This is a genomic window from Streptomyces sp. NPDC001373, from assembly GCF_042895815.1.
GTDB lineage: Bacteria > Actinomycetota > Actinomycetes > Streptomycetales > Streptomycetaceae > Streptomyces.
Window position 1 is genome coordinate 1 of record NZ_JBIAWQ010000001.1, and the last position, 23,448, is coordinate 23,448.

At 73.2% G+C, this 23,448-nt stretch carries 19 protein-coding genes; 6 read left to right on the forward strand and 13 right to left on the reverse strand.

Annotation, left to right across the window (positions count from 1 at the left end):
- Positions 1–492: 492 nt before the first annotated feature.
- The 3 genes from ACFY15_RS00005 to thyX form a co-directional block, all read right to left on the reverse strand.
- Entirely contained in the window at positions 493–2,178 is a 1,686-nt protein-coding gene (locus tag ACFY15_RS00005) for a ribonuclease J (protein WP_390689029.1), read from the reverse strand.
- A gap of 116 nt (positions 2,179–2,294) precedes the next feature.
- Positions 2,295–3,194: a 4-hydroxy-tetrahydrodipicolinate synthase gene (dapA, locus tag ACFY15_RS00010; RefSeq protein ID WP_390689028.1), complete on the reverse strand. Its 900-nt coding sequence runs from the start codon at positions 3,192–3,194 to the stop codon at positions 2,295–2,297.
- 247 nt (positions 3,195–3,441) lie between these two features.
- Positions 3,442–4,182: an FAD-dependent thymidylate synthase gene (gene thyX / locus ACFY15_RS00015; RefSeq protein ID WP_366455060.1), complete on the reverse strand. Its 741-nt coding sequence runs from the start codon at positions 4,180–4,182 to the stop codon at positions 3,442–3,444.
- Positions 4,183–4,396: 214 nt separating this feature from the next.
- Between thyX and ACFY15_RS00020 the strand changes: the two genes are divergently transcribed.
- Together ACFY15_RS00020 and ACFY15_RS00025 are read left to right on the forward strand one after the other, a co-directional pair.
- Positions 4,397–4,639, forward strand: coding sequence for a hypothetical protein (locus ACFY15_RS00020; RefSeq protein WP_390689027.1), 243 nt, complete (start codon positions 4,397–4,399; stop codon positions 4,637–4,639).
- A 47-nt stretch (positions 4,640–4,686) separates the two neighbouring features.
- Positions 4,687–5,241 (forward strand): PH domain-containing protein, encoded by a 555-nt coding sequence (locus tag ACFY15_RS00025; protein ID WP_390689026.1) that lies wholly within the window; start codon positions 4,687–4,689, stop codon positions 5,239–5,241.
- Between the two features lie 84 nt (positions 5,242–5,325).
- Here the strand turns inward: ACFY15_RS00025 and ACFY15_RS00030 are convergent, their stop codons facing one another.
- The 6 genes from ACFY15_RS00030 to eccD form a co-directional block, all read right to left on the reverse strand.
- On the reverse strand, positions 5,326–5,775 hold the full coding sequence (locus ACFY15_RS00030) for a hypothetical protein (RefSeq protein WP_042814173.1): 450 nt from the start codon (positions 5,773–5,775) through the stop codon (positions 5,326–5,328).
- Positions 5,776–5,790: 15 nt separating this feature from the next.
- Positions 5,791–6,543 carry a 4-hydroxy-tetrahydrodipicolinate reductase gene (dapB, locus tag ACFY15_RS00035; protein ID WP_390689025.1) on the reverse strand — a complete coding sequence of 251 codons (753 nt, stop codon included), beginning with the start codon at positions 6,541–6,543 and terminating at the stop codon, positions 5,791–5,793.
- A gap of 26 nt (positions 6,544–6,569) precedes the next feature.
- Positions 6,570–7,949, reverse strand: a complete 1,380-nt coding sequence (locus ACFY15_RS00040; protein WP_390689024.1) for a M16 family metallopeptidase — start codon at positions 7,947–7,949, stop codon at positions 6,570–6,572.
- Complete coding sequence (locus ACFY15_RS00045; protein WP_390689023.1) at positions 7,946–10,165, reverse strand: polyribonucleotide nucleotidyltransferase; 2,220 nt, start codon at positions 10,163–10,165, stop codon at positions 7,946–7,948. The genes ACFY15_RS00040 and ACFY15_RS00045 overlap by 4 nt, the downstream gene beginning before the upstream one ends.
- 317 nt (positions 10,166–10,482) lie before the next feature.
- A complete protein-coding gene (gene rpsO, locus ACFY15_RS00050; protein ID WP_007266917.1) occupies positions 10,483–10,770 on the reverse strand; it encodes a 30S ribosomal protein S15 in 288 nt (95 codons plus the stop codon).
- Between the two features lie 171 nt (positions 10,771–10,941).
- Positions 10,942–12,420 carry a type VII secretion integral membrane protein EccD gene (gene eccD / locus ACFY15_RS00055; RefSeq protein ID WP_390689022.1) on the reverse strand — a complete coding sequence of 493 codons (1,479 nt, stop codon included), beginning with the start codon at positions 12,418–12,420 and terminating at the stop codon, positions 10,942–10,944.
- A gap of 222 nt (positions 12,421–12,642) precedes the next feature.
- On the opposite strand from eccD, the gene eccCa reads away from it, so the two are divergent.
- Together eccCa and ACFY15_RS00065 are read left to right on the forward strand one after the other, a co-directional pair.
- Positions 12,643–16,620, forward strand: coding sequence for a type VII secretion protein EccCa (gene eccCa / locus ACFY15_RS00060; protein WP_390689021.1), 3,978 nt, complete (start codon positions 12,643–12,645; stop codon positions 16,618–16,620).
- Positions 16,621–16,754: 134 nt separating this feature from the next.
- Positions 16,755–16,988, forward strand: a complete 234-nt coding sequence (locus ACFY15_RS00065) for a DUF397 domain-containing protein (RefSeq protein WP_030227593.1) — start codon at positions 16,755–16,757, stop codon at positions 16,986–16,988.
- 89 nt (positions 16,989–17,077) lie between these two features.
- On the opposite strand, the gene ACFY15_RS00070 is transcribed toward ACFY15_RS00065, so the two are convergent.
- The 4 genes from ACFY15_RS00070 to eccB form a co-directional block, all read right to left on the reverse strand.
- Positions 17,078–17,386 (reverse strand): WXG100 family type VII secretion target, encoded by a 309-nt coding sequence (locus ACFY15_RS00070; RefSeq protein WP_390689020.1) that lies wholly within the window; start codon positions 17,384–17,386, stop codon positions 17,078–17,080.
- Positions 17,387–17,435: 49 nt separating this feature from the next.
- Positions 17,436–17,774 carry a hypothetical protein gene (locus ACFY15_RS00075; RefSeq protein ID WP_390689019.1) on the reverse strand — a complete coding sequence of 113 codons (339 nt, stop codon included), beginning with the start codon at positions 17,772–17,774 and terminating at the stop codon, positions 17,436–17,438.
- 88 nt (positions 17,775–17,862) lie between these two features.
- On the reverse strand, positions 17,863–18,939 hold the full coding sequence (mycP, locus tag ACFY15_RS00080) for a type VII secretion-associated serine protease mycosin (protein WP_390689034.1): 1,077 nt from the start codon (positions 18,937–18,939) through the stop codon (positions 17,863–17,865).
- A gap of 321 nt (positions 18,940–19,260) precedes the next feature.
- A complete protein-coding gene (eccB, locus tag ACFY15_RS00085) occupies positions 19,261–20,850 on the reverse strand; it encodes a type VII secretion protein EccB (RefSeq protein ID WP_390689018.1) in 1,590 nt (529 codons plus the stop codon).
- Positions 20,851–21,101: 251 nt separating this feature from the next.
- Between eccB and eccE the strand changes: the two genes are divergently transcribed.
- Together eccE and ACFY15_RS00095 are read left to right on the forward strand one after the other, a co-directional pair.
- Positions 21,102–22,394 carry a type VII secretion protein EccE gene (eccE, locus tag ACFY15_RS00090; RefSeq protein WP_390689017.1) on the forward strand — a complete coding sequence of 431 codons (1,293 nt, stop codon included), beginning with the start codon at positions 21,102–21,104 and terminating at the stop codon, positions 22,392–22,394.
- A complete protein-coding gene (locus ACFY15_RS00095) occupies positions 22,391–23,107 on the forward strand; it encodes a hypothetical protein (protein WP_390689016.1) in 717 nt (238 codons plus the stop codon). The genes eccE and ACFY15_RS00095 overlap by 4 nt, the downstream gene beginning before the upstream one ends.
- Positions 23,108–23,448 lie beyond the last annotated feature (341 nt).

Genomic DNA, 23,448 nt, shown 5'->3' on the forward strand with positions numbered 1-23,448 from the left:
TCAAAGGAACCTCATCCACCGGAGTGGACGGGGTATCAACTTCTGGCGTTGATTTTTGGCACGCTGTTGAGTTCTCAAGGAACGGACGCTTCCTTCGTACTCACCCTCGCGGGCTTTCCTCCGGGCTTTCGTTCTTTCCTGCGTTTCCGACTCTATCAGACTCTTTCGTGTCCGACTTCCTCGGCGCTTTCCAGGTTCTTCGCTTTCGCGTTTTCCCTTTCCGGCGGTTCCGACTCTATCAGATTCTTTTCCGTACCGTCTCCGGCGTGGATTCGAATTCCGATGACCTTCGGGGGGCCTTTTCCCTTTCGGGCGGGACAGACTTTATCAGGTTTCCCCGGTCTGTATTCCCACCCTCCCCGGCACACCGGTCCGGGCACATGTGTGTGCGCCGTTCCGTGCGGGGTGGAGTCGTCAACGTACTGGAGCGGGGCCCCCGGATGCAAATCCGGTTGCCCCGCTCCGGTGATGCCGCTACCGCGGAGGCCTGGATCAGACCTCGACGACGACCGGGAGGATCATCGGGCGGCGGCGGTATCCGTCGGAGACCCACTTGCCCACCGTACGGCGGATGAGCTGCTGGATCTGGTGCGGCTCGGCGACGCCGTCGGCCGCGGCGCGGGCGATGGCCTCCTCGATCTTCGGGACGATCGCCGTGAAGGCGGAGTCCTCGATGCCGGAACCGCGGGCCTGGATGTTCGGGCCGCTGATGACCTTGCCCGTGGTGCTGTCCACCACGACGAACACCGAGACGATGCCCTCGTCGCCCAGGATGCGGCGGTCCTTGAGGGACGCCTCGGTGACGTCGCCGACCGAAAGGCCGTCCACGTACACGTAGCCGGCCTGGACCTTGCCCGAGATCCGGGCCTTGCCGTCGATCAGGTCGACGACCACGCCGTCCTCGGCGATGACGATGCGGTCCTTCGGGACGCCCGTCATGGCACCGAGCTCGGCGTTGGCGCGCAGGTGGCGCCACTCGCCGTGGACCGGCATCAGGTTCTTCGGCTTGCAGATGTTGTAGAAGTACAGCAGCTCGCCGGCCGAGGCGTGGCCCGAGACGTGGACCTTGGCGTTGCCCTTGTGGACGACGTTCGCGCCCCAGCGGGTCAGACCGTTGATCACGCGGTAGACCGCGTTCTCGTTGCCCGGGATCAGGGACGACGCCAGGATCACGGTGTCGCCGGGGACGATCCGGATCTGGTGGTCGCGGTTGGCCATGCGGGACAGGGCCGCCATCGGCTCGCCCTGGGAACCTGTGCAGACCAGCACGACCTCGTCGTCCGGCAGGTCGTCGAGGGTCTTGACGTCGACGACGAGGCCGGCCGGGACCCGGAGGTAGCCCAGGTCACGGGCGATGCCCATGTTGCGGACCATGGAGCGGCCGACGAAGGCGACCCGGCGGCCGTACTCGTGGGCGGCGTCCAGGATCTGCTGGATGCGGTGCACGTGGCTGGCGAACGACGCCACGATGATCCGCTTCTGGGCACCCGCGAAGACCCCGCGGATGACGTTGGAGATGTCGCGCTCCGGCGGGACGAAGCCCGGGACCTCGGCGTTCGTCGAGTCCGAGAGAAGAAGGTCGATGCCCTCCTCGCTCAGACGCGCGAAGGCGTGCAGGTCCGTGAGGCGGTTGTCCATCGGGAGCTGGTCCATCTTGAAGTCGCCGGTGGCGACGACGAGACCCGCGTCCGTGCGGATGGCGACGGCCAGGGCGTCCGGGATGGAGTGGTTGACCGCGATGAACTCGCAGTCGAAGGGCCCGAGGTTCTCGCGCTCGCCCTCCTTCACCTCGAGGGTGTAGGGACGGATGCGGTGCTCCTGGAGCTTGGCCTCGATGAGGGCCAGCGTCAGCTTGGAGCCGATCAGCGGGATGTCCGGCTTCTCCCGGAGGAGGTACGGGACGGCGCCGATGTGGTCCTCGTGGCCGTGCGTGAGGACGATGCCCTCGACGTCGTCGAGCCGGTCCCGGATGGACGTGAAGTCCGGGAGGATCAGGTCGATGCCCGGCTGCTCCTCCTCGGGGAAGAGGACGCCGCAGTCGACGATCAGCAGGCGGCCGTCGAACTCGAAGACGGTCATGTTGCGGCCGATCTCGCCGAGACCGCCCAGCGGAGTGACCCGCAGGCCGCCCTTGGGGAGCTTCGGCGGCGGGCCGAGTTCAGGGTGCGGATGGCTCAAAAGGTTCTCCTTCACCACGCGCGCCACGTGCCCCTTTCAGGCACGTGGCGCGCATGTCATTCGTGCACTTGCTCTTGTCTGTTTCGGTTCTGCTTGTTCAGTTGTGAAGTCCGTTGTCAGAGCTGTACCCCGCCGGCGGCGAGATCGAGCTTGAGCTGGACGGTCTCTTCGTCGGTGAGGCCGACCAGCGGGAGCCGCAGCGGGCCCGCGGGCAGGCCCTGGAGGTTCAGGGCGGCCTTGGTGGTCATGACGCCCTGGGTGCGGAACATGCCCGTGAAGACGGGGAGCAGCTTCTGGTGGATCTCGGTCGCCTTCTGCACGTCGCCGCCCAGGTGGGCTTCGAGCATCGCGCGGAGCTCCGGGGAGACCACGTGGCCGACGACGGAGACGAAGCCGACGGCGCCGACGGACAGCAGCGGCAGGTTCAGCATGTCGTCGCCGGAGTACCAGGCCAGGCCGCTCTGCGCGATGGCCCAGCTGGCGCGGCCGAGGTCGCCCTTGGCGTCCTTGTTGGCGACGATGCGGGGGTGCTCGGCGAGCCGGACCAGGGTCTCGGTGTTGATCGGGACCCCGCTGCGGCCGGGGATGTCGTAGAGCATGACCGGCAGCCCGGTGGCGTCGGCGATGGCCGTGAAGTGCCGGAAGAGGCCTTCCTGCGGCGGCTTGCTGTAGTACGGCGTGACCGCGAGGAGGCCGTGGGCGCCGGTGCGCTCGGCCTGGCGGGCCAGCTCGAGGGTGTGGCGGGTGTCGTTGGTGCCGATTCCGGCCACGACGTGGGCGCGGTCACCGACCGCTTCGAGTACGGCTCGTACGAGGTCGTTTTTCTCCGCGTCGGTGGTCGTGGGGGACTCACCGGTGGTGCCGTTGACGATCAGGCCGTCGTTGCCTGCGTCCACCAGGTGGACGGCGAGACGCTGCGCGCCGTCGAGGTCGAGTGCGCCATCCGCCGTAAACGGCGTGATCATGGCGGTGAGGACCCGCCCGAAGGGGGTCTGCGGAGTCGAGATCGGAGCCATGGGTAACACGCTACTCGCTGCCATGCTCGCGGTGTCCCCTCGGGGGACGTCAACCGGGGATCCGTCGTGCGGGTGCCCCCGGGGTCGGCCGGGGGGTGGCGGGGCTGTTGGATCCCGGCACTGCCTGCTCGGGGGTTCAAGCAGTGCCGGGTCCGTTTGATCAGCCTAGATGAACTTTCCGAAACGCCGCAATACGGACACTTGGGACTTGTACCGGCACATCCGTACGCCGTGCGTGCATCGGTCCTTACGGGGCAACGCGGCCGTTGCCGTTGAAGGCCGCGTAGGTCAGCGGCATGAGCTTCGCCCAGTGCTGCTCCATCTTCTCGCCGACCATCTCGATCTCCCGCTGCGGGAAGGACGGCACCTTCGCCAGCTCGTGCTGGGTGCGCAGGCCGAGGAAGTGCATGAGCGAGCGCGCGTTGCACGTGGCGTACATCGACGAGAACAGGCCGACCGGCAGGACCGACCGGGCGACCTCGCGTGCCACACCGGCCGCGAGCATCTCCTGGTACGCCTCGTAGGCCTGCCGGTAGCTGTCCTCCATGACCCGGCCCGTCAGCTCCTGCTGCGCCTCGGTGCCCTCGACGAAGACGTACTTGCCCGGACGGCCCTCCTGGACGAGCTTGCGCTCGGCGTCGGGGACGTAGAAGACCGGCTGGAGCTCCCTGTAGCGGCCGGACTCCTCGTTGTAGGACCAGCCCACCCGGTGCCGCATGAACTCCCGGAACACGAAGATCGGGGCGCTGATGAAGAAAGTCATCGAGTTGTGCTCGAAGGGGCTGCCGTGGCGGTCGCGCATCAGGTAGTTGATGAGGCCCTTGGAACGCTCCGGGTCCTTCTGGAGCTCGTCGAGGGACTGCTCACCGGCCGTCGACACACGGGCGGCCCACAGCACGTCGCTGTCGGCGGCGGAGTGCTTGACCAGCTCCACCGTCACATCACTGCGGAAGCTGGGTTTCAGGTCGGGGGCGACGGTCTCGCTCACACGGGGTCCTTCCGAACGGGTCTTTCCAGGGGCGCGCCCACTCTACGGCGAACCGCACGGCCCGCCCGCCCAGCCGCGGGCGCGGCCGCACCGAGCGGGCGGCCGACGGGCGCCACGAGTTTCGGCGAATGTCCGGGAATCCGGCACCGATCGGCCCGTCCGTTCGTCTAACGGAACGGAAGTACGAGCCCCCGATCCCAAGGAGTGTTGCCCCATGTTTCGCCGCCGGCGCGAACCCCTCCCGTTCGCCTTCGTCGCCGAGGCCGACCGTTTCCGAAGCAATGTCACTCCGCCGCCGCGCGAGAGTCTGAGCATGACCCAGATCACTGCCCGTAGTCTGGTCGGGCTGACCGTGGTGGCGGGGCTCGTCGGCTCCCTGCTCTTCGGCATGCCGGCCCTGCAGCCCTACAAGGCCACCGGCAAGGCGCAGCAGTCGGAGGCCTCCGAGGGGCGGTAGCCTCACGGGCACAGATCAACGAATGTGCATGTGAGTGAGGTCCAGCCGTGCCCCTGCCCTTCCTGACGGCCGACGGCGTCTTCGACGCACATGAGGACGAGGCCCTCCCCCATGTGGATCCCGAGCGCTGGCGGCGCCCCTACCGGCCCGGCCCCTGGCGCGTGGCCGGTGCGGCGCTGCTGCTCCTGCTCTCGGCCTTCATGCTGCTGGCCACCGTGATCATCGCCTTCGCGGGCACCTGGGCGGGCGCCGCCGTCGCGGGGGCGGCCTCGCTCACCGTGATCGGCTCGGCGCTGCGGATCCTGCGCGCGGGCGTCTGGGTGAGCCCCGGCGGGCTGCGGTACGTGGGCTTCTTCACGACCCGTTCGATCCCCTGGAGCCAGGTCGAGGGGATTCGGAAGGTCCAGCAGCCCGTGCGCTGGCTGGGGCTGCCGAGGACCGTACAGGGGCAGGCGCTGACGGTGGCCGGGCGCGGGGGCGCGGAGCTCCCCGTGCTGCTGACCGACCACAGCGCCGACTTCCTGTCGCGCGCCGAGGCCTTCGACCGGGCGGCCGTCGTGGTGGAGGCGTGGGCCGAGGAGTACCGGGCCGTGCCCGCCTGACGGTGCGCGGAGCACGACGAGGGCCCGTACGGGGATCGTCCCGTACGGGCCCTTCCGTTCGCGCCGGGCGCCGCCGTACGGCGGCTACGCGCCGGCGTGCGCCTGGTGCAGGGCGATGGCCCGCTGCATGGCCTTGCGGGCCCGCGGGGTGTCGCGGGCGTCGTGGTAGGCGACGGCGAGGCGGAACCAGGTGCGCCAGTCCCCCGGCGCGTCCTCGGTCTCGGCCTTGCGGCGCGCGAAGACCTCGTCGGCGGAGTCCCGCAGGATCCGGCCGTACTGGTCCCGCTCCAGTTCGTCGACGGGCAGGCCGCCCTCCGCCTCCAGTTCGGCGGCGAGCCGGTTGGCCCGGGTGACGAACCGGGTGTTCATCCAGAGGAACCAGATGCCGATGAACGGCAGGATCAGCACGGCGGCACCGAAGGTGACGGTGATCCAGGTGCCCTGCTGGATCAGCATCAGGCCCCGGCTGCCGACCAGGACGAAGTAGACGACCAGGACGGCGGCCGTGAGGAAGTAGGTGATCTTCGCGCGCATGGTGCTACTGCCTCATCAGCCGAGGTCGAGGAAGTTTTCCAGGCCGAAGGTGAGGCCCGGGGTCTGCGTCACGCGGCGCACGCCGAGCAGGATGCCCGGCATGAAGCTGCTGTGGTGCAGGGAGTCGTGACGGATGGTCATGGTCTCGCCCTCGCCGCCGAGCAGCACCTCCTGGTGGGCCAGCAGGCCGCGCAGGCGGATGGCGTGCACCGGGACGCCGCCGACGTCCGCGCCGCGGGCGCCGTCGAGGGCGGTGGCGGTGGCGTCGGGCTGCGCGCCGAGGCCGGCCTCGGCCCGGGCGGCCGCGATGAGCTGGGCCGTACGGGTCGCGGTGCCGGACGGAGCGTCGACCTTGTTGGGGTGGTGCAGCTCCACGACCTCGACGGACTCGAAGTAGCGGGCGGCCTGGGCGGCGAACTTCATGGTGAGGACGGCGCCGATGGAGAAGTTCGGAGCGATGAGCACCCCGGTCCCCGGGGAGCCGGCCAGCCAGGTCTCCAGCCGGCCGATGCGGTCCTCGTTCCAGCCGGTGGTGCCGACCACGGCGTGGATGCCGTGGCCGACGAGGAAGTCGAGGTTGCCCATCACCGAGTCGGGGGTGGTCAGCTCGACGGCGACCTGGGCGCCGGCCTCGGCCAGCGTCTCCAGCTTGTCGCCGCGGCCGAGGGCCGCCACCAGCTCCATGTCCTCGGCGGCCTCGACGGCCTTGACGGCCTCGGAGCCGATGCGGCCCCGGGCGCCGAGGACTGCCACGCGCAGCTTGCTCATGCTTGTTTCCTTCACTCCGTACGGGACTAGGCGACCGCTTCGTCCAGGCGGGCCGCCTGCTTCTCCTTGAGCGGGCCGACCACGGCGAGCGAGGGCCGCTGGGCAAGTACATCCCGGGCGACCTCGCGGACGTCGTCCGGGGTCACCTCGGAGATGCGGGAGAGCATGTCGTCGACCGACATCTGGTCGCCCCAGCACAGCTCGCTCTTGCCGATGCGGTTCATGATCGCGCCGGTGTCCTCCAGGCCGAGGACGGTGGAGCCGGAGAGCTGCCCGACGGCGCGCCGGATCTCCTCGTCGGTGAGTCCCTCGGAGGCGACCTTGTCGAGCTCGTCGCGGCAGATCCGCAGCACGTCGTGGACCTGGCTGGGCCGGCAGCCGGCGTAGACCCCGAAGAGACCGGTGTCGGCGAAGCCGGAGGTGTACGAGTACACGCTGTAGGCCAGGCCGCGCTTCTCGCGGACCTCCTGGAAGAGCCGGGAGGACATGCCGCCGCCGAGGGCGGTGTTCAGGACGCCCAGGGCCCAGCGCCGGTCGTCGGTGCGGGCCAGGCCGGGCATGCCGAGGACCACGTGGGCCTGCTCGGTCTTGCGGCCGACCAGGTCGACGCGACCCGCGGTGCGGATGCGCCGGGTGCCGGTGCGGGGGCCGAGGGGCTGGGCGTCGGTGTGCTTGAGCGCGCCGGCCCGCTCGAAGGCCGCGCGGACCTGGCGCACGACCTTGGCGTGGTCGACGTTGCCGGCGGCGGCCACGACCAGGTGGGTGGGGTCGTAGTGCTTCTTCCAGAAGCGGCGGATGCGGTCCGCGCCGAGGGCGTTGATGGTCTCGACGGTGCCGAGGACGGGGCGGCCCAGCGGCGAGTCCCCGTACATCGTGTGCGCGAACAGGTCGTGGACCATGTCGCCCGGGTCGTCCTCGGTCATCGCGATCTCTTCGAGGATGACCCCGCGCTCGGCGTCGACGTCCTCCTCGCGGATCAGCGAGCCGGTGAGCATGTCGCAGACCACGTCGATGGCCAGCGGCAGGTCGGTGTCGAGCACCCGGGCGTAGTAGCAGGTGTACTCCTTCGCCGTGAAGGCGTTCATCTCGCCGCCGACCGCGTCGATCGCGGAGGAGATGTCCAGGGCGGTGCGCTTGGCGGTGCCCTTGAAGAGGAGGTGCTCCAGGTAGTGGGTGGCCCCGTTCAGGACGGGCGTCTCGTCGCGGGAGCCGACGTTCGCCCAGATGCCGAAGGTGGCGGAGCGCACGGACGGCAGCGTCTCGGTGACGACGCGCAGTCCGCCGGGGAGGACGGTACGGCGGACGGTGCCGATGCCGTTCTCGCCCTTGAGGAGGGTTTGGGTACGGGCGACGGCCCGCCCCTCCGAAGAGGGGCGGGCCGTCACACGGGAACTACGCGACGTCACTTGTCGGAGTCGTCCTTGTCAGCCTCGGCGGCGTCCTCGCCCTCGATCACGGGGACCAGGGAGAGCTTGCCGCGCTGGTCGATCTCCGCGATCTCGACCTGCACCTTGGTGCCGACCGCGAGCACGTCCTCGACGTTCTCCACGCGCTTGCCACCGGCGAGCTTGCGGATCTGCGAGATGTGCAGCAGGCCGTCCTTGCCGGGCATGAGGGAGACGAAGGCACCGAAGGTGGTGGTCTTGACGACCGTGCCCAGGTACCGCTCGCCGACCTCCGGCATGGTCGGGTTGGCGATCGCGTTGATCGTGGAGCGGGCGGCCTCGGCGGCCGGGCCGTCGGAAGCACCGATGTAGATGGTGCCGTCGTCCTCGATCGTGATCTCGGCGCCGGTGTCCTCCTGGATCTGGTTGATCATCTTGCCCTTGGGGCCGATGACCTCACCGATCTTGTCCACCGGGATCTTGACGGTGATGATCCGCGGGGCGTTCGGGGACATCTCGTCCGGCGTGTCGATCGCTTCCATCATCACGTCGAGGATGTGGAGGCGGGCGTCGCGGGCCTGGGTGAGGGCCGCGGCCAGGACGGAGGCCGGGATGCCGTCCAGCTTGGTGTCGAGCTGGAGGGCGGTGACGAACTCCTTGGTGCCGGCGACCTTGAAGTCCATGTCGCCGAAGGCGTCCTCCGCACCGAGGATGTCGGTGAGGGCGACGTAGTGCGTCTTGCCGTCGATCTCCTGGGAGATCAGGCCCATGGCGATGCCGGCGACGGGGGCCTTGAGCGGCACACCGGCGTTCAGCAGCGACATGGTGGAGGCGCAGACGGAGCCCATGGACGTCGAACCGTTGGAGCCGAGGGCCTCGGACACCTGGCGGATCGCGTAGGGGAACTCCTCGCGGGTCGGCAGGACCGGCACGATCGCGCGCTCGGCGAGCGCGCCGTGGCCGATCTCGCGGCGCTTCGGGGAGCCGACGCGGCCGGTCTCGCCGACGGAGTACGGCGGGAAGTTGTAGTTGTGCATGTAGCGCTTGCGGGTCACCGGGGAGAGGGTGTCCAGCTGCTGCTCCATGCGGAGCATGTTGAGGGTGGTGACGCCCAGGATCTGGGTCTCGCCGCGCTCGAACAGCGCCGAGCCGTGCACGCGCGGGATGGCCTCGACCTCGGCGGCCAGCGTGCGGATGTCGGTCAGGCCACGGCCGTCGATGCGGACCTTGTCCTTGATGACGCGCTCGCGCACCAGGGCCTTGGTGAGGCTGCGGTAGGCGGCGGAGATCTCCTTCTCGCGGCCCTCGAAGGCCGGGAGGAGCTTCTCGGCGGCGATGTCCTTGACGCGGTCCAGCTCGGCCTCGCGGTCCTGCTTGCCCGCGATGGTCAGCGCCTGGGAGAGCTCGCCCTTGACGGCGGCCGCGAGGGCCTCGTACACGTCGTCCTGGTAGTCCAGGAAGACCGGGAACTCGCCCTCGGGCTTGGCGGCCTTGGCGGCCAGGTCGGCCTGGGCCTTGCACAGGACCTTGATGAAGGGCTTCGAGGCCTCGAGGCCGGCGGCCACGATCTCCTCGGTCGGCGCCTCGGCGCCGCCCTTGACCAGGGCGATGGTCTGCTCGGTGGCCTCGGCCTCGACCATCATGATCGCGACGTCGCCGTCCTCCAGGACGCGGCCCGCGACGACCATGTCGAAGACGGCGTCCTCGAGCTCGGTGTGCGTCGGGAAGGCCACCCACTGGCCCTTGATCAGCGCGACGCGGACGCCGCCGATCGGGCCGGAGAAGGGCAGGCCGGCCAGCTGCGTGGACGCGGACGCGGCGTTGATCGCGATGACGTCGTACAGGTGGTCGGGGTTGAGCGCCATGACGGTGGCGACGACCTGGATCTCGTTGCGCAGGCCCTTCTTGAAGGAGGGGCGCAGCGGGCGGTCGATCAGGCGGCAGGTGAGGATCGCGTCCTCGGAGGGGCGGCCCTCGCGGCGGAAGAAGGAGCCGGGGATCTTGCCCGCGGCGTACTGCCGCTCCTCGACGTCGACCGTCAGGGGGAAGAAGTCGAGCTGGTCCTTGGGCTTCTTCGACGCGGTGGTCGCGGAGAGCACCATCGTGTCGTCGTCCAGGTAGGCGACGGCGGAGCCGGCGGCCTGGCGGGCGAGGCGGCCCGTCTCGAAGCGGATGGTGCGGGTGCCGAAGGAACCGTTGTCGATCACGGCCTCGGCGTAGTGGGTCTCGTTCTCCACTAGCGTTTTCTCCATTTTCGTCGTCTCGTCCGCCACCCGTGTGGTGGAGGACGTCCGCCCGGCCACCCGTGTGGTGGAGGACGGTTGCGGAGAAGCGCTCCTGGCGTGCGGGCCGGTCTTCGATCGAAGCACCCGGTTCTCGGCCCCTCCGTGGGGGGCTTTCCGGATGCCACTACCGAGGACCGGCGGCGTAGGGAGGGCGCTCCTCCTCTTCAGTTGTGCGCTGTGCACCAGCCTACAAAGCGTCGGGCAGGTCGCGCACGTACGGCAAAGGGAGCGGCCCCATCGGTGTGGGAACCGCTCCCTTCACAGTGTGCTTACTTGGCGCCGGCCGCACCGCGGCGGATGCCGAGGCGCTCGACCAGCGTACGGAAGCGCTGGATGTCCTTCTTGGCCAGGTACTGCAGCAGGCGGCGGCGCTGGCCGACCAGGATCAGCAGACCACGACGGGAGTGGTGGTCGTGCTTGTGGGTCTTGAGGTGCTCGGTCAGGTCCGAGATGCGGCGGGACAGCATCGCGACCTGGACCTCGGGAGAGCCGGTGTCGCCCTCCTTGGCACCGAATTCGGCGATGATCTGCTTCTTCGTAGCGGCGTCGAGCGGCACGCTTACTCCTCGTTCGGGTCTTCGTGGCCACCGAGTGCCCCAGGTCGAATTCTCTGGGGATCTTCCGTAACTCGGGAGGCGGGGTCCGCTGAGCGCAGCCTCCAGAGGATTCCGGGGGCGCGTACACAAACGGCCGTCACACAGCGTACCAGGCTGCCGGGACCCGACGTCTCAGCTGGTGAGAGACCGGGCGCGGCCGTAGACGTCGAGCACGGCCAGGGCCAGCGGGACCAGGGCGAGCAGGACGGCGGCCTCGGTGAGGTCGAGCAGCCTTCCCCAGAAGGGTGACAGGCCGGTACGGGGGATGACAAACGAGATTCCGGCGAGGAGGGCCGCGCCGGCGGCCACGGCGGCCGAGAGCCAGACCGTACGCAGGCCCGGGCCTGCGGGGCCGGGGGCGGGCGCGTGCAGGGCCAGGCCCAGCACGAGCAGGCCGACGGCCGTGAGGCCGGCGGCGAGGGCGCAGAGCACCTGCGCGGTGGAGCGGAACAGGCGGGCGCGCAGCAGCATGGCCACGCCGGCGGCCAGGGCCAGCAGGCGGGCCCAGGGGTCGGAGGAGAAGCCGAGGACGGCGGCGGCGCCGGCGGTGACGGCCGCGCAGCCCCCGACCAGGCCGAGGAGCGTCTCGTGGCCCCGGCGGGCCCGGGCGGCGACGTCCTCGGCGTCGAGCGGGGCGCCCGGGCCGGGAGGACCGTCGCCGGGGTGGTCACCGTACGGGTCGGACGGGTGGCGGTCCGGGTCCTCGTGGCCGGGGGCGGCGCTGCGCGGGGCGGCGTAGCCGATGGGCAGGCGGGCGGTGCGGGCGGCGAGGCCGGGCAGGAAGGCGACCGCCCCGATGGCAGCGGGTGCGCAGACGGCGGCGGTGGCGGTGGCGGAGGCTCCGGTGGCGAGGGCGGTGAAGGCGGCCAGGGTCCCGATGGCGGCGAGGGTCCCGGCCGCGACGAAGGGGGCGTCCCCGTGCGGGGTGAGCGCGGTCAGGGCGACGGCGGCGACCAGGACGCAGGCGCAGCCGAGGAGGAACTGGAGGCGGCCGGGTCCCTGGCCGGGGCCGGCGGCCGCGATCCCGGAGCCGGCGATCAGCAGGTGCGGCAGTCCGGCGAGGCCGAGGGCGGAGGCGGCGCCCCGGTCGCGGTAGACGCGGGCGCGCACCGCGGCGGCGGCGGTGAGCAGGACGCCGGCGGCTCCGGCGATGGTCCCGGGCAGGCCGTGCATGTCGTGGCGGACGGGGTCGGCGTACCAGAGGACGAGGGCGAGCAGGACGAGCAGCACGGCGGCGCCGGCCAGGGCCGCCTCGCGGAGCAGGTCCTCGCTCCAGCGGTGCCGGTCGCGGGCGACGGCGGAGGCGACGGCGTCGCAGACGTCGTCGAACACGGCGGGCGGGAGCGACTCTGCGAAGGGGCGCAGGCCGAGCACCTCGCCGTCGAGGACCCGCTGGGCGGCGAGGGTGCGGGCGCCGTCGAGGACGGTGCCGGTGCGGCGTACGAGGTGGAATCCGGCGGGAGCGCCGGCGGGCTGGGTCACGCCGGCGAGGCGCAGGAGTTCGGGGCAGAGGTCGGCGACCTCGACGTCCTCCGGGAGGGCGACGTCGACGCGCCCGTCGGGTGCCACGACGGTGATCCTGCGGAACCCGGTCGACTCGGCCGTACTCACCTGTGTGACCCCTCTGTTCGGCGCCCGTCGGGGCGGCCGGTCCGCGGAAGCGCACGGGTGGGTGCGCGTGGTGCGCGCGCCACCGTAGCGGGGCGGGCGGGGGGGCGCAGGCCACTAGGATCGCCGCCGCGTCCGGGGCCGGGGTGTGGATTTCCCCGGCCGGGGACGGTTCTGGGGGCGGCGGTCGCGGCGCCCTTCCGCCTGCGAGGGGTTGGTGTTCCGGTGAGCCAGATCGTCGTCAAGCGCCCGCCGAGGTCGCTGCCGCCCGAGGTTCCCTCGGACGAGTTACGCCTGGAGGCTCCCCCGGTGCTTCCGCGGGGGCAGCGGGAGGGTCTGCTGATGCAGCTCCTGCCGATGCTGGGGGTGGGGTCCTCGGCCGTCTTCTTCTTCTCCGGGAACGGGGGCCCGCTGCTGCGGGTCATGGGCGTGCTGATGCTGGCGTCCACGGTGGGCATGGTCGTGGCGCAGCTGGTGCGCCACCGGCGCGGTACGCAGGGGCACATGGCGGACGCGCGGCGGGACTACCTCGGGTACCTCGCGCGGACGCGGCGCCGGGTGCGGGCGACCGCGCGGGCGCAGCGCGACGCGCAGCTGTACCTGCACCCGGCTCCGGAGCAGCTGTGGTCGGTGGTGGCGGAGGGTTCGCGGCTGTGGGAGCGGCGGGCCGGGGACGCGGACTTCGGGCAGGCCCGGCTGGGGCTGGGCGCGCAGCGGTTGGCGACCCCGCTGGTGGCTCCGGACACGGCTCCGGTGGACGAGCTGGAGCCGCTGGCGGCGGGGGCGATGCAGCGCTTCCTGCGGGTGCACTCCTCGCTGGACGGGCTGCCGGTGGCGGTGTCGATCCGGGCGTTCTACCACGTGGTGGTGTCGGGGGAGGCGGAGTCGGCGCGCGGGGTGGTGCGGGCGATGGTGGCGCAGCTGGTGACGCTGCACTCCCCCGAGGACCTGGTGGTCGGTGTGGTGGCGGCGCCGGGGGCGGTGCCCTTGTGGGACTGGGTGAAGTGGCTGCCGCACGCGCAGGTGCCCGGGCAGGTGGACGGGGCCGGTACGAAGCGGCTGTTCGGCGACGACCTCGGCGAGCTGGAGGGGCTGCTGGGTTCCCGGCTGGCGGGGCGGCCGCGGTTCGGGCGGGAGGCGGCGCCGGTGCCTGATCGGCCGCACCTGGTGGTGGTCCTCGACGGGGGGACGGTGCCGCCGGACTCGGTGTTCGCGGGGGCCGAGGGGCTGCAGGGCGTGACCGTCGTCGAGGTGGCCGCGGGCGGGCCCGACGAGCCGAGGGGCGGGCTGTCGGTGGTGGTGCGGCCGGGGCGGCTGCGGCTGGAGTCGGGGGCCGGAATCGTGTACGAGGGGGTGCCGGACGCCCTGTCGCTGCCGGCGGCGGAGGCCCTGGCCCGGCAGCTGGCGCCGCTGCGGACGGGCGGCGGGGACGACGAGCCGCTGCTGGCGAACCTGGACTTCACCGACCTGCTGGACCTGGGTGACGCGGCGCAGGTGGACGTGGACCGCACCTGGCGGCCGAGGCCGGCCGGGGAGCGGCTGCGGGTGCCGATCGGTGCGGGCGAGGACGGCGCGCCGGTGGTGCTGGACCTGAAGGAGGCCGCGCTGGAGGGGATGGGCCCGCACGGGCTGTGCGTGGGGGCGACCGGTTCGGGCAAGTCGGAGCTGTTGCGGACGCTGGTGCTGGGCCTGGCGGTGACGCACTCCTCGGAGACGCTGAACTTCGTCCTGGCGGACTTCAAGGGCGGCGCCACCTTCACGGGCATGGGCCGGCTGCCGCACGTCGCGGCGGTGATCACGAACCTGGCGGACGACCTGACGCTGGTCGACCGGATGGGCGACTCGATCCGCGGCGAGCTCCAGCGCCGCCAGGAGCTGCTGCGGGCGGCGGGCGGCTACGCGAACGTCCACGACTACGAGAGGGCGCGTGCGGCCGGGGCGCCGCTGGAGCCGCTGGCCTCGCTGGTGCTGGTCATCGACGAGTTCAGCGAGCTGCTGTCGGCGAAGCCCGACTTCATCGACATGTTCGTCCGGATCGGCCGGATCGGCCGTTCGCTGGGGGTGCACCTGCTGCTGGCCTCGCAGCGGCTGGAGGAGGGAAGGCTGCGCGGTCTGGACACGTACCTCTCGTACCGGATCGGTCTGCGGACCTTCTCGGCGGCGGAGTCACGGACGGCGATCGGGGTGCCGGACGCCTACCACCTGCCGCCGGTGCCCGGTTCGGGCTTCCTGAAGTCCGGTACGGACGGGATGACGCGGTTCAAGGCGGCATACGTCTCGGGGGTCCACCGCGCGGGCGGTCGGGAGCCGTCGGCGGGGCCGTTCCCGGGGGAGCGCCGGCCGGTGCGGTTCACGGCGGCCCCGGTGCCGGTGGTGTGCGCTGCGCCGGGCCCGGGCCCGGCGCAGCGGCCGGAGCGGGACGACGACGCGCTCGCGGACACGGTGCTCGACGTGATCGTGGGGCGGCTGGAGGGGCGGGGGGTGCCCGCGCACCGGGTGTGGCTGCCGCCGCTGGACCGGGCGCCCTCGCTGGACCGGCTGCTGCCGGCGCCGGACCGGCCTGCGGAGGGCGGGCCGCAGGCGGAGGGCCGGCTGCGGCCGGGCGGGCTGCGGCCGGGCGGGCTGCGGCCGGGCGGGCTGGTGGTGCCGCTCGGGCTGGTCGACAAACCGTTCGAGCAGCGGCGCGAGGTGCTCCACCAGGACTTCTCGGGGGCGGCGGGCCACCTGCTGGTGGTGGGCGGCCCGCAGTCGGGCAAGTCGGTGCTGGTGCGGACGCTGATCTCGGCGTTCGCGCTCACCCACACCCCGCACGAGGTGCAGTTCTACGGGCTGGACTTCGGCGGCGGCGGGATGTCGGCGGTGGAGGAGCTGCCGCACGTCGGCGGGATCGCCTCGCGGCTGGATCCGGAGCGGGTGCGGCGCACGGTCGCCGAGGTGGCGGGGATCCTGGACCGCCGCGAGGAGTTCTTCCGGGCGAACGGGATCGGCTCGATGGCCGACTACCGGCGCGAGCGGGCGGCGGGCGGGCTGCCGGGCGAGGCGTGGGGCGACGTGTTCCTGGTCGTCGACGGCTGGGGCCCGTTCCGCGGCGAGTACGAGGGCCTGGAGCAGGTGGTCACGGACATCGCCGCGCGTGGTCTGGGCTACGGCGTGCACGTGGTGGTGACGGCGGCCCGGTACATGGAGGTGCGGGCCGCGCTGAAGGACCAGCTGGCGGGGCGGCTGGAGCTGCGGCTGGGCGACGTCATGGACTCGGAGTTCGACCGCCGGGTCGCGGCGAACGTGCCCGCCGGGATGCCGGGCCGCGGGCAGGTGCCGGAGGGGCTGCACTTCCTGGCGGCGCTGCCGCGCACCGACGGCGGGCACGACGCGGACGGCCTCTCGTGGGCGACGGCGGAGTTCGTGGCCGAGGTGCGGGCCGGCTGGTCCGGTCCCCCGGCTCCGTGCGTACGGCTGCTGCCGCGGCTGCTGCACTGTGACCGGCTGCCCAAGGGCGGGGAGTTCCCGGAGCGCGGGATCGCGATCGGCATCGACGAGACGGCGCTGGAGCCGGTGTTCGTCGACTTCGAGTCGGACCCCTTCTTCCTGGTGTTCGGCGAGAGCGAGTCCGGGAAGACGAACCTGCTGCGGCTGATCGCGCGGCGGATCGCCGAGCGGTACCCCCCGGAGCGGGCGAAGCTGGTGATCGGGGACTACCGGCGGGGCCTGCTGGGCGCGCTGCCGGAGGAGCACCTGCTGGAGTACGCGCCGACGGCGGGCTCCCTGGGGATGCACATGGAGGCGCTGGCCGGGGTGTTCGCGCGGCGGCAGCCACCCCCCGACGTCACGCCGCGCCAGCTGCGGGACCGCAGCTGGTGGACGGGCCCGGACGTGTTCGTCGTGATCGACGACTACGACCTGGTGGCCACGAGCCAGGGGAATCCGCTGGCGCCGCTGGTGGAGTTCCTGCCCTTCGCCCGGGACACCGGCGTCCGGTTCGTCGTCGCGCGCAGTACGGCGGGGGCCTCCCGGGCCCTGTACGAGCCGTTCCTCCAGCGGATCAGGGAGCTGGGCGCGCAGGGTGTGGTGCTGTCGGGCGATCCGTCCGAGGGCGACCTGCTCGGCCGGATCCGCCCCTGCCCGATGCCCCCGGGCAGGGGCCACCACGTCTCCCGCAGGCGCGGCACCTCGCTGGTGCAGTTGGGCAGGATGCCCGGGCTGTAGAGGGCGCCGGTCCGGCTCGGTGGCCGGAGCCGGTGGTTCGTTTACGGCGGAAACGGCCCCGGGCGGCCGCCTTGCACAGATAATCGGCTGCGAAGACCGGGCAGCACCGCACGACCGACGGGAAGGGCCGCATCATGGGCACCCAGCAGGAGAAGGACGAGCTGTACGCGCTCGACATCAGCGGCGTCGAATGGCAGGGCCCGCCCGGGACCAGCCCGGACGAGGAGCGCGTCGAGATCGCCAAGCTGCCCGAGGGCGCGGTGGCGATGAGGTCCTCGCTGGACCGGGACACGGTGCTGCGCTACACGGCGGCCGAGTGGGAGGCGTTCGTCCTCGGCGCCCGGGACGGGGAGTTCGACCTCACCTGAGGCCGGCCGGGGGTCCACGTACGTCGAAAGGGGGCGCGCCCGGTGCGGGCGCGCCCCCTTCGTGCGCCGTGCGCGGGGCCGGCCGCGGCTCAGAAGGCCTCGGTGAACAGGCGGGAGGCCTTGACGTCGGTGGCACGGTAGTCGCCCTTGCCGCGCTCGATGAGCCTGGCGACGGCCTCCAGCTGCTTCTGCATGTGGTCGGCGCGGGCGTGGTACTTCTTCTGGAGGGCGACGTACTCCCGGTGGGCCTCGCCGTCCCAGGTGTCGGTGACCACCTTCACGGCCGCCTCCATCTCGTCCAGGTCCTTGAGGATGTTCCTGGAGACGACACGGATGCGGTCCGCCATCTGCTGCACGCTCCCGTACCGGACCCGGGTGTGGCCGTCGTTGCCGGACATGCTCTTCTCCTTCGGCTGGGGTGCTGGGGCTGTCGTACGCGGGCGGGTGTCAGAGGCGGTCGAGGCCCGAGCGGCCGCCGCCGTGGCCGGCGCCGACCGAGCCGAACGCCGCCCGCACCTCCTCGTCCTGCGCGTTGGTGAGGCTCCTGGTCTGCGAGACGGCGTGGTGCAGCACGCCGAGCAGGCGGCGGATCTCGTCGTGGTCGAGGTTCAGGTCCGTCTGGGCCCTGGTGAACCCGCCGGCGCCGACGCCGGTCCAGCCCGCGCCGGCGGTGGCCAGGATGTCGGCCAGCTCGCGCGCCTGGGAGGTCACGGCGTCGGCCGTCCGGGAGATCCTGTCGGCCGCCTTGACGACCGGATCGTCGGCGAGTCCGAAGGTGTCGGTCATCCGAAGCTCCTCACTTCTCGGTTGGGGGTTCTGGTTCGCGGGTTCCGGGTGTGTGTCCCGGGTGTGACTTCTGCGGAGGCGGCGGCCCTCACCGCGGACGCCGTCGGCGGCCGCGGGCCTCGCGGACGACGGCGGCGGTCACGGCGATGACCGCGACGAGCAGCCCCGTGACGGCCAGCGCGTATGTGGCGATCCGCTCGTCGCGCTCCCGGGCCGCGCCGCTGGGCCGCAGCGGCACGGCCTCCGGGGCGGCCGCCGGGGGCGGGCCGGTGTCCGGGACGGGCGGTCCGGGCCTCCCTCGGTCCTCGGTGAGCGCCCGTACGGGGTCCACCACGCCCCACCCCACGTAGTCGTCACGGCCGTTGACGGAGCGCTCGGCGGTGTTCTCGATCTGCCAGACCACCTCCTGGACGGTCCACTGCGGGTGCGCGGCGCGCAGCAGGGCGGCGACCCCGGCGACGTAGGGGGCGGAGAAGCTGGTGCCGTTGTCGAGGCACTGGCCGAAGCCGGGGACGGTGGAGACCATGTCGACGCCGGGGGCGGCGACGCCGATGAAGTCGCCGGGCTGGGAGAAGGCGGCGCGTTCGTTGTTGCGGTCGGAGGCGGCGACGGCGAGGACGCCGGGGAACGCGGCGGGGTAGGTCCTGCGTGCGCGGCCGCTCAGTCCGTCGTTGCCGGCGGACGCGACGACCACGGCCTCTCTCAGGGCCCGCCGGAGTGCCACGGCGAGGGGCGAGTCGGCGGTCAGGGGGGCGGTCGTGTCCTGGGAGATGTTGATGACGCGGGCGCCCCGGTCGACGGCGTGGTCGATGGCCCGGGCGAGGACGGCCGGGTCGGCCCCGCGGCGTCCGTCGTTCTGCCGGATGGGGATGACGGTGGCCTCGGGGGCCAGGCCGACGAATCCGGTGCCCGGCCGGGGGCGGGCCGCGATCACTCCTGCGACCTTGGTGCCGTGGCCGACGGTGTCGTGGGTGCCGTCGCTCCCGGGGTCGAGGAAGTCCCGGCCCGCGCCGGTGTCGAGGGCTCCGGTCAGCTGGGGGTTGGAGCCGTCGACTCCGCTGTCGATGACCGCGACCCGTACGCCCTTGCCCCTGGTCCGCGCCCACAGGGCGTCGAAGGTGAGGCGCTGGAGGGCCCAGGGGCGGCCGGCGATCTGCCTCCGCATGGGGAAGGTGCACTCGCCCGCGCCGGCCGGGTCCTGCGGGTGCCCGGGGCGGGGCTGCGCCGGCCGGGGGCGGACCGGCGGCGCGTGCTCCGGGCGGGCGTGGACGGACCGTACGGGGGCGGAGTGTACGGGGGTGGAGCGTTCCAGGACGGACCGCTCGGAGGGGGAACGTTCGGAGACGGAACGTTCGGAGACGGAACGTTCGGAGACGGAACGGGCGTGCGCGGGGCCGGTCGCGGCGGTGAGGACGAGGGTGAGGACGAGGGCGGCCGCCGGCGGGGCGGCGGCGGGTAAGGGCTGGTGCACGGTCGGTCCCCTCCCTCAGGAGCCCTGCGGCTGGCGGGCCGCGTTGGTGTCCAGCCGGGGTCCCTTGGAGAGGAACTCCGACCAGGCGACGGGCACCAGGGCCGGGACGACCCCGCCGTAGCCGAGCCGGGCCTGCGCCTGGCTGGGCTCGGGCCGGCCGTCGCCCGTGCCGCCCGGGGCCCGCGGGTCGCGGGCCCCGATCCCCGACCGCTCGGCGTCGCTGTCGCCGTTGGCCTGGACGGCGTACCGCAGGCCGGTGTCGGTGACCAGGAACAGGGCCCCGCCGGCGTCGGCCCGGCGGCCCTGGACCTGGGTGTAGAGCAGGCCCGTGCCGGGGGTGACGTAGGAGCCGGTGCCGCTGGCGGTGATGTCGACGGGGAAGCCCGTCCCGGCCCAGGTGCTCAGCGTCGGGGTCCCCCGGCCGTCGACGGATCGCAGGACGTTGCAGACGGTGTCGCGCGGCTGCGCCGCCGGCGCCGCGCCGGGGGCGGTTGTGGTGCGGTTGACCTGGTCGACGTGCCTGCGGGGCCAGCGGACGGCGGCCCCGAAGGCGGGAGTGTCGGGGCCGGTCCGCAGGGCCTGGAGGTCGACCTCGCGCGCCCTGCCGTGCATGCCGAGGCCGCCGGACGCGGGTGCGGCGATCAGCAGCCGGGCGATGAACTCGGAGACCCAGGCGATGCGGTCGGGCAGCACGACGTAGTAGTGGGTGCCCGAGCCGGTCTGGGCACTCAGCACCGTGCCGACCCTGTTCGCTGCGCTGCCGAGCGCCGGGGCGGCGGCGGGGGCGCCCGCGGTTCCGGGCAGGTCCGGGAAGCCGAGGTCGTCCCCCGTGTCCAGGGTGGCCAGCCACTCCTCGGTGACCGGCTGGGGGGTGGCTCCGGGGCCGACGAGGGCCGCGGTCAGGGTGCCCGAGTCGGGCCGTCCCTCGGGGAGCCGGTACTTCGTGCCGGCCGAGTCGACCAGGAAGCGCTCCCCCGCGCCGCCGGCGCCGCGCACGTACAGCACCTGGGTTTCGGTGGTGCGGTGGGCGTCGTCCAGCAGGCCCGCCTCGCGCTCGGCGAGGACGAAGGCGGCCGTCTGCACGCCGCGGCCGTCGCCGCCGGGGCGCTGGCAGACGGCCCAGCGCTTGGCCTTGGCGGCGTCCGCCTTCGCGGGGAGGCGGTCGGGGGCGTACGGGATGCCGATGACGGGGCCGCGCGGGGGCTTGCCCGCGTCCAGCACCTCGTCGTCGATGTGGAACACCTTCCCGGAGTTCTGCGGGTCGAGGAGGAGGCGGGCCGAGGCCAGGTTCAGCACGGGGTGCAGCCGGTTCTGCGTGGTGCCGTTCACCGTGGTGGGCAGGACCACGTACCGGGTCGTCGACTGCTTGCCGACGATGACCATGGCTCCGGCGGTGTCCCAGCCCTTGGGCGCCTGCGGCGACAGGAGGCCCCAGGCCCCGGAGCCTGAGACCAGGAGGGCGCCGGCGACCAGCCCGGGCAGGAGGGTGCGCAGCAGGCGGGGCGCGCCCTCCTCGGTGCCGGTGGCGGAGGGCCGGAGGAAGGCGGCCACCGTGCGCCGCTTCGCAAAGGTGTACGCATTGAGCTCGTCGCGTCGGGATGCCATGAACCGCCTGCTCCTCCCCGCACGGCCCGTCGGCGGGGCCTGGTTGTCGGACCGGGGCCCTACTATGCCTCTTGACGGAGGGTCAGTGGACACCGGGCGGCCGAGGCGGCCGGGCGGCGCTCCGCCGGACCCCTCCGGGCTTGACGTTCAAGGACAGTTGGGACGGAGAGGGAGGTTCCGGTATCAGGCGGCCAGGGCCGTCCCTCGACCGGACTCCCTTGTTCCGCCCTTGGGTTCGGGGAGGTGGGGCGGTGCCGGACACCGCGACGGCGCCGCGGGCGGCCGGGGCCGCGCCCGCACGGGCCGGGGTCGCACCGCGCCTGCGGCCGGACCCCGGCCGGGTCGGCCCGTTCCGATTGCAACAGCTCGTCCTGCTGCAACTCGCCGCCGCCGCGCTGCTCGTGGCCTGGGTGACGCAGCCGCTGCTGCTGGTGCCGGCCGCCGTGCCGGCTCTGGCCCTGGTGCTGCTCGCGCTGGTACGGCGCCGCCGGCGCTCCCTGCCCGAGTGGATCGGCGGCGCGCTCGCCCTGCGCGCCCGGCGGCGCAGGGCCGCGTCGTTCGTCCTGCCCGAGGGCACCGAGCCGGGGCTGGCACCGCTGGTGGAGGCCGATCCGGCGCTGCGGACGACGGCCTTCGCGGGACGGGGGCGGCGGCCGGTCGGACTGGTCGGCGACGGGACCTTCCTGACGGCGGTGGTCCGGGTGGACTCGGAGGCCACCGCCCTGCGGCCGGAGCGCACGGAGCGGCCGCTGCCGCTGTCCGCGGTGCGGGACGTCCTGGAGGTGGACGGGATCCGGCTGGAGTCGGCGCAGGTGGTGCAGCACACCCGGCCGGCCCCGGCCCCGCACCTGTCGGCGCGGTCGACGGCGACGCTCAACTACGCCCCGCTCCAGGCCCGGACGGGGACTCCGGCGGTGCGGCTGACGTGGATCGCCCTCAAGCTGGACCCGGAACTGTGCCCCGACGCGGTCGCCGCGCGCGGGGGCGGCCTGCTGGGGGCCCAGCGCTGTGTGGTGCGGGCGGCGGACCAGCTGGCGAGCCGGCTGACGGGGGCGGGGTTCCGTGCCGCGGTGCTCACGGAGCAGGAGCTGGCGGGCGCGCTGGCGACCTCCTCGTGCGCCGACCCGTCGGCGGCCGCCGGGGCCGCCGGGGCCGGGCGGGCCGGGCGGCCGGCGGGCAGCGGGCGGCGTACGGAGGAGACCCTGCGGACCTGGCGCTGCGACGACAGCAGGCACACCACGTACTGGCTGGCCCGCTGGCCGCGGCTGGGCGGCTCCGGGGCCGCGCTGCCGCAGTTCGTGGCGCTGCTGACCTCGTTGCCCTCGCTGGCGACCAACTTCAGCCTGACGATGGCCCCGGCGGGGCGGCAGGGGGTGACGCTGACGGGACACGTTCGGGTGACGGCGCGCAGTGACGAGGAGCTGACGGCGGCCCGGCGGGAGCTCGAACGGACGGCGCGGGGCGTGCGGGCCGGGCTGGTCCGGCTGGACCGGGAGCAGGTGCCGGGCCTGCTGGCCTCACTGCCACTGGGAGGGGCGCGATGAGGGGCGCGGGCCCCGTACGGGGCGGGTTCGGGCTGGTCGGGCCGCGCCGGGAACGGCACGTGCTCCCGGCGGCGGACCTGGACGCGCTGGGGCTGCCCGTCGGCGACGACGGGGTCGTCATCGGCGTGGACGCCGGGGGGCGGCCGGCGGTACTGGGCGTGAACCGGCCCGTCCCGTACGAGGTGACGCTGATCGGCGGCCTGTGGACGGCCCAGGTACTGGCTCTGCGCACGGCGGCCACGGGGGCCCGGATCGCGGTGGAGACGGGGCGCGGACAGGTGTGGTCCACGCTGGCCCGGGCGGCCGGCGACGGGCAGCGGTGCGTGACCCTGCACGACGTGGGCCGGGTGCCGTCGCAGGGCGCGTCGGCGGAAAGTCCGGTGCTGGTGGTCCGGGACTGCGGGATGCGGCCGCCGCGCGGGCGGGTGGCGGCGGGGCCGTGGCAGTCGGTGCTGACCCTGCTGCCGTACTTGAGCCCGGCGGCGCCCCGGCTGCTGCGGGACTCGGCGCTGGTGGGTGTGCAGCGGGTGTCCCCCGAGGAGGCGGAGCGGGTGGGCGCGCTGATGCGGCTGCCGGGCCCGGCGGTGGACTCGCTGCCGACGCTGGGGGACGGGGTCACGCTGTGGTGCACCCGCCGGGACCGGACGTTCGTCCGGACCAAGGGGACGGAGACGGAGACGGGGCTGCTGGGGGTGGCTCGGCGGGTCGACTGAAGGGGGCGTCGGGTGGAGGGAGTGGCGGTCATGCGGCGGGGGTGCGCAGGGCCGGCCGGGCCGTGCCCCACGGCGGGTGGTGGACGGCGACCGGCCTGGGGGGTGGGTGCGGCGGACAGATGGGACCGCCCGGCTCGCAGCGGGGGCGGAACGGGTGCGGGGGCACGGCCCGCCGGGGTGACGGGCGGTGCGGGTCTCGGGGCGGCTCGGCGGACGAAGTCCGGGCCGGGGGGCGGATGTACGCCGCGCCATCGGGCGGAGGGCTCCGGAGCGGCCGGCCGGCAGAGCCGGGCCGGGCCGGTCCGGCGACGACTTGTCCGGTCCTGCTCCGGGCCGGCGGC